The sequence below is a fragment of the Streptosporangium sp. NPDC002721 genome (assembly GCF_042888905.1).
Lineage (GTDB): Bacteria > Actinomycetota > Actinomycetes > Streptosporangiales > Streptosporangiaceae > Streptosporangium.
Window position 1 is genome coordinate 112,353 of sequence record NZ_JBIAQI010000027.1, and the last position, 13,229, is coordinate 125,581.

The following is a 13,229-nucleotide window of genomic DNA, read 5'->3' on the forward strand; positions in this document are numbered from 1 at the left end:
ACGTCGTTCTCGGGTTCGGGTGCGCCTCCGGTGGTGACGTGTCCGGTGACGACGCTGGCGCCGCAGACCTCGACGACGTGTACGGGCACGTACACGGTCACCCAGGCCGACATCGACGCCGGGACGGTCGTGAACACCGCGACGGCCTCCGGTACTCCGCCGACGGGTCCCGCGGTGGTCTCCGATCCGTCGACGGCGACGGTCACGGCGACGACGGCCTCGTTGTTGACGCTCGTCAAGACGGTGGCTCCGTCCACGGTGTCGGTGGCGGGTCAGACGGTGACCTATTCCTATCTGGTGGCCAACACCGGGAACGTGACGTTGACGGGTGTGGGTGTGGTGGACACGTCGTTCTCGGGTTCGGGTGCGCCTCCGGTGGTGACGTGTCCGGTGACGACGCTGGCGCCGCAGACCTCGACGACGTGTACGGGCACGTACACGGTCACCCAGGCCGACATCGACGCCGGGTCGATCGTGAACACGGCGGTCGCCTCCGGCACCCCGCCGACGGGCCCGGCGATCACGTCGGCTCCTTCGACCGCGACGGTGACGGCTGCCCCGGCTCCCGGCCTGGCGCTACTGAAGACGGCCTCGCCTGACACGACGACGGCGGCAGGCCGGACGATCACCTACTCCTATCTGGTGGCCAACACCGGGAACGTGACGTTGACCGGTGTGGGTGTGGTGGACACGGCGTTCTCGGGGACGGGGACGCCTCCGGTGGTGACGTGTCCGGTGACGACGCTGGCGCCGCAGGCCTCGACCACCTGCACCAGCACGTACGTGACGACGCAGGCCGACATCGACGCGGGGTCGATCGTGAACACGGCGGTCGCGTCGGGGACGCCGCCCACCGGCCCGCCGGTGGCGTCTGATCCGTCGACGGCGACGGTGAGCGCCGAGGCGGCTCCCAGCCTGGCGTTGCTGAAGACGGCGTCGCCGGCCACGACGACGGCGGCGGACCGGACGATCATCTATTCGTACGCGATCGTCAACACCGGGAACACGACGTTGACGGGTGTGGGTGTGGCGGATACGGCGTTCTCGGGGACGGGTGCGCCTCCGGTGGTGACGTGTCCGGTGACGACGTTGGCTCCGCAGGCGTCGACGACGTGTACGAGCACGTATGTGACGACGCAGGCCGATGTGGACGCGGGCTCGATCGTGAACACGGCGGTCGCCTCCGGCACCCCGCCGACGGGCCCGGCGATCGCGTCCGATCCGTCGACGGCGACGGTGACCATCACCGCGGCTCCCAGCCTGGCGCTGCAGAAGACGGCCTCGCCGAGCACGGTGGTGGCGACGGGCCGGACGATCACTTATTCGTACGCGGTCGTCAACACCGGGAACACGACGTTGACCGCTTTGAGCGTGACGGATACGTCGTTCTCGGGGACGGGGACGCCTCCGGTGGTGACGTGTCCGGTGACGACGCTGGTCCCGCAGGCCTCGACCACCTGCACCGGTACGTATGTGACGACGCAGGCCGACATCGACGCGGGTTCGATCGTGAACACGGCGGTCGCGTCGGGGACGCCGCCCACCGGCCCGCCGGTGGCGTCCGATCCGTCGACGGCGACGGTGACGGCCGAGGCGGCTTCCAGCCTGGCGTTGCTGAAGACGGCGTCGCCGGCCACGACGACGGCGGCGGACCGGACGATCATTTACTCGTACGCGATCGTCAACACCGGGAACACGACGTTGACGGGTGTGGGTGTGACGGATACGGCGTTCTCGGGGACGGGTCCGCCCCCGGTGATCACCTGCCCGGTGACGACGCTGGCTCCGCAGGCGTCGACGACCTGCACGAGCACGTATGTGACCACGCAGGCCGATGTGGACGCCGGTGCGATCGTGAACACCGCGGTCGCCTCCGGCACCCCGCCGGCGGGTCCGGCGGTCACGTCGGCTCCGTCGACGGCGACGGTCACCATCACGGCGGCTCCCGGGCTGACGCTGCTGAAGACGGCGTCGCCGAGCTCGGCGACGGCGGCGGGTCGGACGATCACTTATTCGTACGTGGTCGTCAACACCGGTAACGCGACGTTGACGGGTGTGGGTGTGGCGGATACGGCGTTCTCGGGGTCGGGTGCGCCTCCGGTGGTGACGTGTCCGGTGGCGACGTTGGCTCCGCAGGCGTCGATGACGTGTACGAGCACGTATGTGACGACGCAGGCGGATGTGGACGCGGGTGTGATCGTGAATACGGCGGTCGCCTCCGGGACTCCGCCGACAGGTCCGGCGGTCACGTCGGCTCCGTCGACGGCGACGGTCACCATCACGGCGGCTCCCGGGCTGGCACTGCTGAAGACGGCGACTCCGTCCACGGTGTCGGTGGCGGGTCAGACGGTGACCTACTCCTATCTGGTCGTCAATAACGGCAATACGACGTTGACGGGTGTGGGTGTGGCGGATACGTCGTTCTCGGGGTCGGGTGCGCCTCCGGTGGCCACCTGCCCGGTGACGACGCTGGCTCCGCAGGCGTCGACGACCTGCACGAGCACGTATGTGACGACGCAGGCCGATGTGGACGCCGGTGCGATCGTGAACACGGCGGTCGCCTCCGGCACTCCGCCGACGGGTCCGGCGGTGGTCTCCGACGCGTCGACGGTGACGGTCACGGTGGCGGCGGCTCCCGGCCTGACGCTGTTGAAGACCGCCTTCCCATCGGCCGCGGCGGCCGCGGGTCAGACGATCACCTACTCCTATCTGGTCGTCAATAACGGTAACGCGACGTTGACGGGTTTGGGTGTGACGGATACGGCGTTCTCGGGGTCGGGTGCGCCGCCGGTGGCCACCTGTCCGGTGACGACGCTGGCTCCGCAGGCCTCGACGACGTGTACCAGCACGTACACGGTCACCCAGGCGGATGTGGACGCGGGTGTGATCGTGAACACCGCGACGGCCTCCGGCACTCCGCCGACGGGTCCGGCGGTCACGTCGGCTCCGTCGACGGCGACGGTCACCATCACGGCGGCTCCCGACCTGACGCTGTTGAAGACCGCTTCCCCATCGGCCACGGCGGCCGCGGGCCGGACGATCACTTATTCGTACGTGGTCGTCAACACCGGCAATGTGACGTTGACGGGTGTGGGTGTGGCGGATACGTCGTTCTCGGGGTCGGGTGCGCCTCCGGTGGTGACGTGTCCGGTGGCGACGTTGGCTCCGCAGGCGTCGATGACCTGCATGAGCACGTATGTGACGACGCAGGCTGACATCGACGCGGGTGTGATCGTGAATACGGCGGTTGCCTCCGGCACTCCGCCGACAGGTCCGCCGGTGGTCTCCGATCCGTCGACGGTGACGGTGACGGCTGCGGCGGTTCCCGGTCTGGCGTTGTTGAAGACGGCGTCGCCGAGCACGGTGGTGGCGGCGGGTCGGACGATCACTTATTCGTACGTGGTCGTCAACACCGGCAATGTGACGTTGACGGGTGTGGGTGTGGCGGATACGTCGTTCTCGGGGTCGGGTGCGCCTCCGGTGGTGACGTGTCCGGTGGCGACGTTGGCTCCGCAGGCGTCGATGACCTGTACGAGCACGTATGTGACGACGCAGGCTGACATCGACGCGGGTGTGATCGTGAATACGGCGGTCGCGTCGGGGACGCCGCCCACCGGCCCGCCGGTGGCGTCCGATCCGTCGACGGTGACGGTGACGGCTGCGGCGGTTCCCGGTCTGGCGTTGTTGAAGACGGCGTCGCCGAGCACGCTGACGGCGGCGGGCCGGACGATCACCTATTCGTACGCGGTCGTCAACACCGGTAACGCGACGTTGACGGGTGTGGGTGTGGCGGATACGTCGTTCTCGGGGACGGGTGCGCCGCCGGTGGCCACCTGTCCGGTGACGACGCTGGCTCCGCAGGCCTCGACGACGTGTACCAGCACGTACACGGTCACCCAGGCGGATGTCGACGCGGGGTCGATCGTGAACACGGCGGTCGCGTCGGGGACGCCGCCGGTGGGTCCGGCGGTGGTCTCCGATCCGTCGACGGCGACGGTCACCATCACGGCGGCTTCCAGCCTGGCACTCCTGAAGACGGCGTCGCCGGCCACGGTGGTGGCGGCGGGTCGGACGATCACCTATTCGTACGCGGTCGTCAACACCGGTAACGCGACGTTGACGGGGGTGGGTGTGGCGGATACGTCGTTCTCGGGGTCGGGTGCGCCTCCGGTGGTGACGTGTCCGGTGGCGACGCTGGCTCCGCAGGCCTCGACGACGTGTACGAGCACGTATGTGACGACGCAGGCTGACATCGACGCGGGTGTGATCGTGAATACGGCGGTCGCCTCCGGGACTCCGCCGACGGGTCCGGCGGTGGTCTCCGATCCGTCGACCGCGACGGTGACGGCTGTCCCGGCTCCCGGTCTGGCGTTGCTGAAAACGGCCTCGCCGAGTTCGGCGACGGCGGCGGGCACGACGATCACCTACTCGTACGCGGTCGTCAACACCGGGAACACGACGTTGACGGGTGTGGGTGTGGCGGATACGTCGTTCTCGGGGTCGGGGACACCTCCGGTGGTGACGTGTCCGGTGGCGACGCTGGCTCCGCAGGCCTCGACGACGTGTACCAGCACGTACACGGTCACCCAGGCGGATGTCGACGCGGGTGTGATCGTGAACACGGCGGTCGCGTCGGGGACGCCGCCGACGGGTCCGGCGGTGGCGTCCAATCCGTCGACGGTGACGGTCACCGGGGAACCGGCCGCAGGCCTGACGTTGCTGAAGACGGCGTCCCCGAGTTCGGTGACGGCGGCAGACCGGACGATCACCTATTCCTACCTGGTCGTCAACACCGGCAACGCGACGTTGACCGGTGTGGGTGTGGTGAATACGGCGTTCTCGGGGTCGGGTGCGCCTCCGGTGGTGACGTGTCCGGTGGCGACGTTGGCTCCGCAGGCGTCGACGACGTGCACCAGCACGTATGTGACGACGCAGGCGGATGTGGACGCGGGTGTGATCGTGAACACGGCGGTCGCGTCGGGGACGCCGCCGACGGGTCCGGCGGTGACGTCGGCTCCGTCGACGGCGACGGTGACGGCTGCCCCGGCTCCCGGCCTGGCGCTGTTGAAGACGGCGTCGCCGAGCACGGTGGCGGCGGCGGGCGCGACGATCACCTATTCCTACCTGGTCGTCAACACCGGCAACGCGACGTTGACGAGTGTGGGTGTGACGGATACGTCGTTCTCGGGGACGGGGGCGCCGCCGGTCGTCACCTGCCCGGTGACGACGCTGGCCCCGGAGGCCTCGACGACGTGTACGAGCACGTATGTGACGACGCAGGCCGACATCGACGCGGGTTCGATCGTGAACACCGCGGTCGCCTCCGGGACCCCACCGACGGGTCCGCCGGTGGCGTCTGATTCGTCGACGGCGACGGTGACGGCTGCCCCGGCTCCCGGCCTGGCACTCCTGAAGACGGCGTCCCCGAGTTCGGTGACGGCGGCGGGTCGGACGATCACCTATTCCTACCTGGTCGTCAACACCGGCAACGCGACGTTGACGGGTGTGGGTGTGACGGATACGTCGTTCTCGGGGACGGGTGCGCCGCCGGTCGTCACCTGCCCGGTGACGACGCTGGTTCCACAGGCTTCGACGACCTGCACCAGCACGTATGTCACCACCCAGGCCGATGTGGACGCCGGATCGATCGTGAACACCGCGGTCGCCTCCGGGACTCCGCCGACGGGTCCGGCGGTGGTCTCCGATCCGTCGACGGCGACGGTCACCATCACGGCGGCTCCCGACCTGACGCTGTTGAAGACCGCTTTCCCACCGGTTGTGGCGGCCGCGGGTCAGACGATCACCTATTTGTACGTGGTCGTCAACACCGGCAACGCGACGTTGACGGATGTGGGGGTGACGGATACGTCGTTCTCGGGGACGGGGGCACCTTCGGTGGCCACCTGCCCGGCGACGACGCTGGTCCCGCAGGCCACGACGACGTGTACGAGCACGTACACGGTCACCCAGGCGGATGTGGACGCGGGTGTGATCGTGAACACCGCGGTCGCCTCCGGTACTCCACCGACGGGTCCGGCGGTGACGTCGGCACCGATGGCACCGATGGGTCCGGTGGTGACGTCGGCTCCGTCGACGGCGACGGTGACCGCTGCCCCCGCTCCCGGCCTGGCGGTGTTGAAGACGGCGTCGCCGAGTTCGGTGGTGACGGCGGGCGCGACGATCACGTACTCCTACCTGGTCGTCAACACCGGTGACGCGACGTTGACGGGTGTGGGGGTGACGGATACGTCGTTCTCGGGGACGGGGGCACCTCCGGTGGCCACCTGCCCGGCGACGACGCTGACCCCGCAGGCTTCGACCACCTGCACGAGCACCTATACGGTCACCCAGGCCGACATCGACGCGGGGTCGATCGTGAACACAGCGGTCGCCTCCGGTACTCCACCGACGGGTCCGGCGGTCACGTCGGCTCCATCGACGGTGACGGTCACGGCCACCCCGGTTCCCAGTCTGGCGTTGCTGAAGACGGCGTCGCCGAGTTCGGTGGTGGCGGCGGGCGCGACGATCACCTATTCGTACGCGGTCGTCAACACCGGTAACGCGACGTTGACGGGTGTGGGTGTGGCGGATACGGCGTTCTCGGGGTCGGGGGCGCCTCCGGTGGTGACGTGTCCGGTGGCGACGCTGGCGCCGCAGACCTCGACGACCTGCACGAGCACGTATGTGACGACGCAGGCGGATGTGGACGCGGGTGTGATCGTGAACACGGCGGTCGCGTCGGGGACGCCGCCGACGGGTCCGGCGGTGGCGTCTGATCCGTCGACGGTGACGGTGACGGCTGCTCCGGTTCCCGGTCTGGCCTTGTTGAAGACGGCGTCGCCGAGTTCGGTGGTGGCGGCGGGCGCGACGATCACCTATTCGTACGCGGTCGTCAACACCGGTAACGCGACGTTGACGGGTGTGGGTGTGGCGGATACGGCGTTCTCGGGGTCGGGGGCGCCTCCGGTGGTGACGTGTCCGGTGGCGACGCTGGCTCCGCAGGCCACGACGACCTGCACGAGCACGTATGTGACGACGCAGGCGGATGTGGACGCGGGTGTGATCGTGAACACGGCGGTCGCGTCGGGGACGCCGCCGACGGGCCCGGCGGTGGCGTCGGCTGCGTCGACGGTGACGGTGACGGCCGAGGCGGCTCCCGGTCTGGCGTTGTTGAAGACGGCGTCGCCGAGCTCGGTGGTGGCGGCCGGCCGGACGATCACCTACTCCTACCTGGTCGTCAACACCGGTAACGCGACGTTGACGGGTGTTGGTGTGGCGGATACGGCGTTCTCGGGGACGGGTGCGCCTCCGGTGGTGACGTGCCCGGTGACGACGCTGGTCCCGCAGGCCACGACGACGTGTACGGGCACGTACACGGTCACCCAGGCGGATGTGGACGCCGGTTCGATCGTGAACACGGCGGTCGCCTCCGGCACCCCGCCGACGGGCCCGGCGGTGGCGTCGGCTGCGTCGACGGTGACGGTGACCGCCGATCCGGTTCCCAGCCTGGCGTTGTTGAAGACGGCGTCGCCGAGCTCGGTGGTGGCGGCCGGCCGGACGATCACGTACTCCTACCTGGTCGTCAACACCGGCAATGCGACGTTGACGGGGGTGGGTGTGGCGGATACGTCGTTCTCGGGGACGGGTGTGCCTCCGGTGGTCACCTGCCCGGTGACGACGCTGGCCCCGCAGGCCACGACGACGTGTACGAGCACGTATGTGACGACGCAGGCGGATGTGGACGCCGGTTCGATCGTGAACACGGCGGTCGCGTCGGGGACCCCGCCGGTGGGTCCGGCGGTGACGTCTGATCCGTCGACCGCGACGGTGGCGGCCGAGGCGGCTCCCGGTCTGGCGTTGTTGAAGACGGCGTCGCCCGCCACGGTGGTGGCGGCGGACCGGACGATCACTTACTCCTACCTGGTCGTCAACACCGGTAACGCGACGTTGACGGGTGTGGGTGTGGCGGATACGGCGTTCTCGGGGACGGGTGCGCCTCCGGTGGTCACCTGCCCGGTGGCGACGCTGGCCCCGGAGGCTTCGACCACCTGTACGAGCACGTATGTGACGACGCAGGCCGATGTGGACGCGGGCTCGATCGTGAACACGGCGGTCGCCTCCGGCACTCCGCCCACCGGACCACCGATCACCTCTGATCCGTCGACGGTGACGGTGACCGCCGATCCGGTTCCCAGCCTGGCGTTGTTGAAGACGGCGTCGCCGAGCTCGGTGGTGGCGGCCGGCCGGACGATCACGTACTCCTACCTGGTCGTCAACACCGGCAATGCGACGTTGACGGGTGTGGGTGTGGTGGATACGGCGTTCTCGGGGACGGGTGTGCCTCCGGTGGTCACCTGCCCGGTGACGACGCTGGCCCCGCAGGCCACGACGACGTGTACGAGCACGTATGTGACGACGCAGGCCGACATCGACGTGGGGTCGATCGTGAACACGGCGGTCGCGTCGGGGACCCCGCCGGTGGGTCCGGCGGTGGCGTCGGCTGCGTCGACCGCGACGGTGACGGCCGAGGCGGCTCCCGGTCTGGCGTTGTTGAAGACGGCCTCGCCGAGCACGGTGACGGCGGCGGGGCAGACGATCACCTATTCGTACGTGGTCGTCAACACCGGTAACGCGACATTGACGGGTGTGGGTGTGGTGGATACGGCGTTCTCGGGGACGGGTGCGCCTCCGGTGGTCACCTGCCCGGTGACGACGCTGGTCCCGCAGGCCACGACGACGTGTACGAGCACGTACACGGTCACCCAGGCGGATGTGGACGCCGGTTCGATCGTGAACACGGCGGTCGCCTCCGGCACCCCGCCGACGGGTCCGCCGGTCACCTCTCCGCCGTCGACGGTGACGGTGGCCACCGCGCCTGCTTCCGCCTTGACGCTCGCCAAGACGGCCGTCCCGTCCACCATGACGGCGGTGGGGCAGACGATCACTTACTCGTACGCGATCGTCAACGCCGGTAACGCGACGTTGACGGGTGTGGGTGTGGCGGATACGGCGTTCTCGGGCTCCGGGACGCCGCCGGTGGTGACGTGTCCGGTGACGACGCTGGCCCCGCAGGCCTCGACCACCTGCACCAGCACGTACACGGTCACCCAGGCCGACCTCAACGCCGGTTCGATCGTGAACACCGCGACGGCCTCGGGTACCACGCCGACAGGTGCGGTCATCACCTCCAACGCGTCGACCGCGACGGTCACGGCCGAGGCGGTCTTGTCGCTGACGCTCGTCAAGACGGCGTCGCCGAGCACGGTGACGGCGGCAGGACAGACGATCACCTACTCCTATCTGGTCACCAACATCGGCAACGTCGCGGTGACCGATGTCAGGGTGGCGGACACCGCTCCGCCGGGATCGGGGGTTCCCGCGGTGGTGACGTGTCCGGTGACGACGCTGGCCCCGCAGGCCTCGACGACCTGCACGGGTACCTACACGGTCACCCAGACCGACATCGACGCCGGTTCGATCGTGAACACCGCGACGGCGTTCGGCACCTCGCCGACGGGTCCGCCGGTCGCGTCCCCGCCGTCGACGGCGACGGTGACCGTCACGCCGAACCCCGGCTTGACGTTGTCGAAGACGGCGGCCCCCCGCAGGGTGTCGGCGGCGGGCCAGAGGATCACCTACTCCTACCTGGTCACCAACACCGGCAACGTCACTTTGACGGATCTCGGCCTGAGGGACACGGGCCGGGGGTCGGGAGTTCCCGCGGTGATCACGTGTCCGGTGACGACGCTGGCGCCGCAGGCTTCGACGACCTGCACGGGCATCTACGTGGTGAGGCGGGCGGACATCAACGCCGGTGTGATCGTGAACACGGCGACGGCGTCGGGTCGTTCACTGTCGGGTCCGGTCGTCACCTCCAGTGAGTCGACCGCGGCGGTCGTGGTGGCCCCGGCGGTCAGGTCGCGGGCGGACGGCGGTGCGGACCGCCAGAAAAGCGAGATCCGCAACCACTCGTCGAACTCCACCAAGATCAAGATCACCGACCGCAAGAAGAAGCACCACCACAGGCACCGCGGCGGTCACTCGAAGAGGCGCCGTTGAGTCCGCCGGACCTCACCTCGTCCGGGCGGGTGAAGGCCACCTGAACGACGGGAGGTGATCGGTCCGGGGCTCGTGACGGCGGCCCGATCACGGTGTCCGGTAGGCCGGGAGAAGGTCCATCCCGCCTGCCGGACGCGATCCCGCGACGGATGGGACCGTCGGCGTCCCGGCACCGAAATGGCCTTATCTGTCATACGAGACAGGGAAGGAGAATTCGACTCTGATGAGCGTGAATATTACCTCAAAAGGGGGTCGGTGAGGGACAATGAAGAATGCCGCCCGTCGGAGGCGGTTGTATTATCGTGGGTGATATGACATCCACTGCTCCGTGATGGTTGTGAAAAAATGGCTTCGACAGCCATTCTGTGCATTGGGTGCACGGTCTCCGTGTGAATCCAGTGCATCCGGTGGATTTCCTTGGCCTGACTCTGTGATTCCGTACCGGCCGGGGATCTGAATATCGGTATGAATCAAATGATGCTGCGGGAGTCGTTCAGTGAATATACGATTTGCATCACCTGTGGTGGTAAAAGTCCCGGTGCTGGTGATACTGGCCTCCGTGCTGGCAGCCGGATGTTCTTCGAACACGGACACCATGCACAATGCCGCGGTGGTGTCAGGGAATTCGCCGGCCGCGGAGCCGACCGAGGCGAGTGGCGGGGCGAACCCGCTGCCGACGAAGGTGGACAATGAGCCCAGCGTCCGCAAGAACATCGTTCAGACCAAGTGTGAGGCCATACCGGGCGGCTGGAGCGCCCAGGGAACGGCGAAGAACCCTGGGAAGAAGCCCGTCACCTACAAGGTCGTCGTCTACTTCACCACCACCAAGGCGACGACGCTCGACTACGCCCAGGCCCTCGTGAAGGTGCCGCCCGGCGAGATCGTCACCTGGAACGCGAAGAAGCAGTTCGCCGCGAAGCGGGAGATGCTCTGCCCCATGCCCGGGATCAGCGTCGTGTCCTGACGACGCCCACGAGTGTCCGGCGACCCCGTCAAGGCCGCCGACCCGTCCGGCGTCCGGCTTACCCGGCATCAGACGCCCGGTATCCGCCGGCCCGCCTGAGAGTCGACCCCACCTGGCATCCGACCCGCCCGGTATCCGCCGGCCCGCCTGAGAGTCGACCCCACCTGGCATCCGACCCGCCCGGTATCCGCCGGCCCGCCTGAGGATCGGCCCGTCCGGCACCCGTCGGCCCGCCCGGCACCGGTGAGCCGGAGCGCGTCCCGAAAGCGGGCCCATCGGATGCCGGGCACCCGGTCACCGCCGAGGCGAAGCCCGGACCTGAATGCGCGAACGCCCCGCCGGTCTCCGGACCGGCGGGGCGTTCCCGGGTGTTCGAGGTGCTAGCGGTACTGGACGAAGACCGGGTTCGAGTAGAACCACAGGTCTTCCCAGGGGCTCTCCTTGCCGTCGGCGAGCGGCTCGGCCTCGTCGGTGCTCGTGCCACGCACGCGGGCGTAGAAGTCGCCCTGCACGTCGCGCAGGGTGTGGCGGATGACGTACTCGCGTCCCGACCTGCGCCAGTCGCGCGGGCCGAAGCGGGCCACGACCTTCGTGGTGGGGTTGGTGTCGGCGTCGAGGTTGGCGTTCGGGCCGGTGACCTGACCGGTGATCAGGTCGACGCGCCGGACCTCGGGGTGGTCGCCGTTGGCGTTCTTGCCCTCCAGCGGCCGGAACCTGATCTCGATGTCGACGTCGGTGCGGTTGCGGCGACTCACGGTGAGGGTCTCGCCCGTGGTGGCCTGGCGGCCCTGGGTGCTCGCCGTGACGTCGAGGCTGGTGATCAGGTCACCGGTGCCGACCCAGATCCGCCCGTTGCGCAGGCCGTCCATGATGTCGGCGTAGTCCTGCCTGGCCAGCACGTGGGTCTTGCTGTACTCGCCCGGCCAGAAGTCGGAGCCGCCGCGCGTCCAGTGCACGTGCGAGTCCGAGGTCGCGGTGATCCACCAGCGCCGGCCCTCGCCGAGCAGCGAGTCCCAGAGACCGCCGACGCGCGCCGTCATCTGGTCGAAGCCGCCGTAGGTCGGGTGGTTGCCGTACCCTCCGCGCGCGCCGCCGTTGAGCGGGCCCGCCTGGTGGCCGGGAGCGCCCTCGAAGCCGACGTAGATCTCCGGCGCGGCGTTGTTGCCGTTGCGGAACTCCCGGGGGGTGTCCTGCCCGTAGACACCGAGACCGGGCGCCGACCGCGAGGCGTGGTGGGCGATGACCAGCGGCTTCTGCCGCATGCCCTTCGCGGCCTTCAGGAACTCCACCATCTTGGCCTCGGTGTCGCGGCCGGGGTCGGCGGGGAACGTGTCGTGCTTGGCGAAGCGGCTCTCCAGCTCGAACAGCTGCTGCGCCTCACCGGAGTGGTGGGGGATCATCAGCGTGTGGTGGTCCAGCGCCGGGGCGTCGAACTCCATCCCCCAGAACTGGAGGACCTCGGGCACGAGGACGCGCGAGCGCAGCAGGTCGGGGTAGGCCTGCTCAAGGTTCACCTTCGAGTGCGTCGGCCCGCCGTGGTCGGTGCACATCGCCCAGCTCAGGCCGAAGTACTTCGCCATGATCGCGTTGGTGACGATCGGGTACACCGCGTCGGCGCCCTTGCTGAACTTCGGCGGGTTCGTCGAGGTGTCGAAGTCGCCGCTGTACTCCGAGTGCACGTGGTGGTCACCGGCGCGCCACACCCGGTTGCGGGAGTCACCGCGGCTCTCGCTCGCGCGCTCGGGGTCCTGCTCCGCCCACGCCGCGTTGCCGGTCGCCAGCGGGCTCGCGGCGACCAGCGTCGCCCCGAGGCCGGCGTACTTGACCAGCCGGCGCCGTGAGATCGACGAACGCTCGGGGTCTTCGGTGTTCTGGTCCTTCACGAGGAAGCCTTTCGGTCATCTGCAGTCTGGTGCCAATCCGCGAGTCTCGAAGGCCGCTCTGAACGCAATATGAACAGAGAACGGGACAACAAAAAACAACTGCCTCAAGAGGTTATAAATCATCTTCTGGGTGTTGTCCGTTGGCCGCGTGGCACCACGACGGCCGCGGACCACGCGGGGCTCGGGCCCTCGCCGACCGCCGGGCCGAGGAGCGGAACGCCCGCGACCAGGCGCGAACGCCCGACCGGATCCCCCCGATCGCCCGCTCGGAGCCGGACATGCTCAGGGGGCGCTCGTTCAGGGTCGGGCGTGCCCAGGGTGAG

The 13,229-nt window shown here is 68.9% G+C and carries 27 protein-coding genes; 2 read left to right on the forward strand and 25 right to left on the reverse strand.

Annotated features, from left to right (window positions below):
- The 24 genes from ACFYWM_RS33790 to ACFYWM_RS33905 form a co-directional block, all read right to left on the reverse strand.
- A partial coding sequence (locus ACFYWM_RS33790) for a hypothetical protein (RefSeq protein ID WP_389922242.1) occupies positions 1 to 239 on the reverse strand: 239 nt, incomplete at its 3' end.
- Positions 240 to 290: 51 nt separating this feature from the next.
- Complete coding sequence (locus tag ACFYWM_RS33795; RefSeq protein WP_389922245.1) at positions 291 to 629, reverse strand: hypothetical protein; 339 nt, start codon at positions 627 to 629, stop codon at positions 291 to 293.
- Between the two features lie 6 nt (positions 630 to 635).
- Entirely contained in the window at positions 636 to 974 is a 339-nt protein-coding gene (locus tag ACFYWM_RS33800) for a hypothetical protein (protein WP_389922247.1), read from the reverse strand.
- Complete coding sequence (locus ACFYWM_RS33805) at positions 975 to 1,319, reverse strand: hypothetical protein (protein ID WP_389922250.1); 345 nt, start codon at positions 1,317 to 1,319, stop codon at positions 975 to 977.
- On the reverse strand, positions 1,320 to 1,664 hold the full coding sequence (locus ACFYWM_RS33810; protein WP_389922253.1) for a hypothetical protein: 345 nt from the start codon (positions 1,662 to 1,664) through the stop codon (positions 1,320 to 1,322).
- A complete protein-coding gene (locus ACFYWM_RS33815; protein WP_389922332.1) occupies positions 1,665 to 2,009 on the reverse strand; it encodes a hypothetical protein in 345 nt (114 codons plus the stop codon). It lies immediately after the preceding gene.
- 351 nt (positions 2,010 to 2,360) lie between these two features.
- Positions 2,361 to 2,621, reverse strand: a complete 261-nt coding sequence (locus ACFYWM_RS33820) for a hypothetical protein (RefSeq protein ID WP_389922336.1) — start codon at positions 2,619 to 2,621, stop codon at positions 2,361 to 2,363.
- A gap of 84 nt (positions 2,622 to 2,705) precedes the next feature.
- Complete coding sequence (locus ACFYWM_RS33825) at positions 2,706 to 3,044, reverse strand: hypothetical protein (RefSeq protein ID WP_389922339.1); 339 nt, start codon at positions 3,042 to 3,044, stop codon at positions 2,706 to 2,708.
- On the reverse strand, positions 3,045 to 3,389 hold the full coding sequence (locus ACFYWM_RS33830; protein ID WP_389922342.1) for a hypothetical protein: 345 nt from the start codon (positions 3,387 to 3,389) through the stop codon (positions 3,045 to 3,047).
- Positions 3,390 to 3,734, reverse strand: a complete 345-nt coding sequence (locus tag ACFYWM_RS33835; RefSeq protein ID WP_389922345.1) for a hypothetical protein — start codon at positions 3,732 to 3,734, stop codon at positions 3,390 to 3,392. It lies immediately after the preceding gene.
- Entirely contained in the window at positions 3,735 to 4,079 is a 345-nt protein-coding gene (locus ACFYWM_RS33840; RefSeq protein ID WP_389922347.1) for a hypothetical protein, read from the reverse strand. It lies immediately after the preceding gene.
- On the reverse strand, positions 4,080 to 4,415 hold the full coding sequence (locus ACFYWM_RS33845) for a hypothetical protein (protein ID WP_389922350.1): 336 nt from the start codon (positions 4,413 to 4,415) through the stop codon (positions 4,080 to 4,082).
- 9 nt (positions 4,416 to 4,424) lie between these two features.
- Complete coding sequence (locus ACFYWM_RS33850) at positions 4,425 to 4,769, reverse strand: hypothetical protein (RefSeq protein ID WP_389922353.1); 345 nt, start codon at positions 4,767 to 4,769, stop codon at positions 4,425 to 4,427.
- A gap of 6 nt (positions 4,770 to 4,775) precedes the next feature.
- Complete coding sequence (locus tag ACFYWM_RS33855) at positions 4,776 to 5,114, reverse strand: hypothetical protein (RefSeq protein ID WP_389922356.1); 339 nt, start codon at positions 5,112 to 5,114, stop codon at positions 4,776 to 4,778.
- Between the two features lie 6 nt (positions 5,115 to 5,120).
- Positions 5,121 to 5,459: a hypothetical protein gene (locus ACFYWM_RS33860; protein ID WP_389922359.1), complete on the reverse strand. Its 339-nt coding sequence runs from the start codon at positions 5,457 to 5,459 to the stop codon at positions 5,121 to 5,123.
- Between the two features lie 6 nt (positions 5,460 to 5,465).
- Complete coding sequence (locus ACFYWM_RS33865) at positions 5,466 to 5,729, reverse strand: hypothetical protein (protein ID WP_389922362.1); 264 nt, start codon at positions 5,727 to 5,729, stop codon at positions 5,466 to 5,468.
- Between the two features lie 462 nt (positions 5,730 to 6,191).
- Positions 6,192 to 6,335, reverse strand: a complete 144-nt coding sequence (locus ACFYWM_RS33870; protein WP_389922364.1) for a hypothetical protein — start codon at positions 6,333 to 6,335, stop codon at positions 6,192 to 6,194.
- Positions 6,336 to 6,530 carry a hypothetical protein gene (locus tag ACFYWM_RS33875; RefSeq protein ID WP_389922370.1) on the reverse strand — a complete coding sequence of 65 codons (195 nt, stop codon included), beginning with the start codon at positions 6,528 to 6,530 and terminating at the stop codon, positions 6,336 to 6,338. It lies immediately after the preceding gene.
- The gene (locus ACFYWM_RS33880; protein ID WP_389922373.1) at positions 6,531 to 6,875 is read right to left on the reverse strand and encodes a hypothetical protein; all 345 of its coding nucleotides are present in this window, start codon (positions 6,873 to 6,875) and stop codon (positions 6,531 to 6,533) included. It lies immediately after the preceding gene.
- Positions 6,876 to 7,220 carry a hypothetical protein gene (locus tag ACFYWM_RS33885; protein ID WP_389922375.1) on the reverse strand — a complete coding sequence of 115 codons (345 nt, stop codon included), beginning with the start codon at positions 7,218 to 7,220 and terminating at the stop codon, positions 6,876 to 6,878.
- A gap of 6 nt (positions 7,221 to 7,226) precedes the next feature.
- On the reverse strand, positions 7,227 to 7,565 hold the full coding sequence (locus ACFYWM_RS33890) for a hypothetical protein (RefSeq protein ID WP_389922378.1): 339 nt from the start codon (positions 7,563 to 7,565) through the stop codon (positions 7,227 to 7,229).
- Positions 7,566 to 7,571: 6 nt separating this feature from the next.
- Positions 7,572 to 7,910 (reverse strand): hypothetical protein, encoded by a 339-nt coding sequence (locus tag ACFYWM_RS33895; protein ID WP_389922380.1) that lies wholly within the window; start codon positions 7,908 to 7,910, stop codon positions 7,572 to 7,574.
- A gap of 6 nt (positions 7,911 to 7,916) precedes the next feature.
- Positions 7,917 to 8,255 carry a hypothetical protein gene (locus tag ACFYWM_RS33900; RefSeq protein WP_389922383.1) on the reverse strand — a complete coding sequence of 113 codons (339 nt, stop codon included), beginning with the start codon at positions 8,253 to 8,255 and terminating at the stop codon, positions 7,917 to 7,919.
- A gap of 6 nt (positions 8,256 to 8,261) precedes the next feature.
- A complete protein-coding gene (locus ACFYWM_RS33905; RefSeq protein ID WP_389922385.1) occupies positions 8,262 to 8,600 on the reverse strand; it encodes a hypothetical protein in 339 nt (112 codons plus the stop codon).
- 46 nt (positions 8,601 to 8,646) lie between these two features.
- Here ACFYWM_RS33905 and ACFYWM_RS33910 point away from each other — a divergent pair, with 46 nt between their 5' ends.
- Positions 8,647 to 10,059, forward strand: coding sequence for a hypothetical protein (locus tag ACFYWM_RS33910; RefSeq protein WP_389922325.1), 1,413 nt, complete (start codon positions 8,647 to 8,649; stop codon positions 10,057 to 10,059).
- Between the two features lie 610 nt (positions 10,060 to 10,669).
- The gene (locus ACFYWM_RS33915; RefSeq protein WP_389922255.1) at positions 10,670 to 11,023 is read left to right on the forward strand and encodes a hypothetical protein; all 354 of its coding nucleotides are present in this window, start codon (positions 10,670 to 10,672) and stop codon (positions 11,021 to 11,023) included.
- Positions 11,024 to 11,403: 380 nt separating this feature from the next.
- Here the strand turns inward: ACFYWM_RS33915 and ACFYWM_RS33920 are convergent, their stop codons facing one another.
- Positions 11,404 to 12,906: a phosphoesterase gene (locus tag ACFYWM_RS33920; RefSeq protein WP_389922257.1), complete on the reverse strand. Its 1,503-nt coding sequence runs from the start codon at positions 12,904 to 12,906 to the stop codon at positions 11,404 to 11,406.
- Between the last annotated feature and the right edge of the window lie 323 nt (positions 12,907 to 13,229).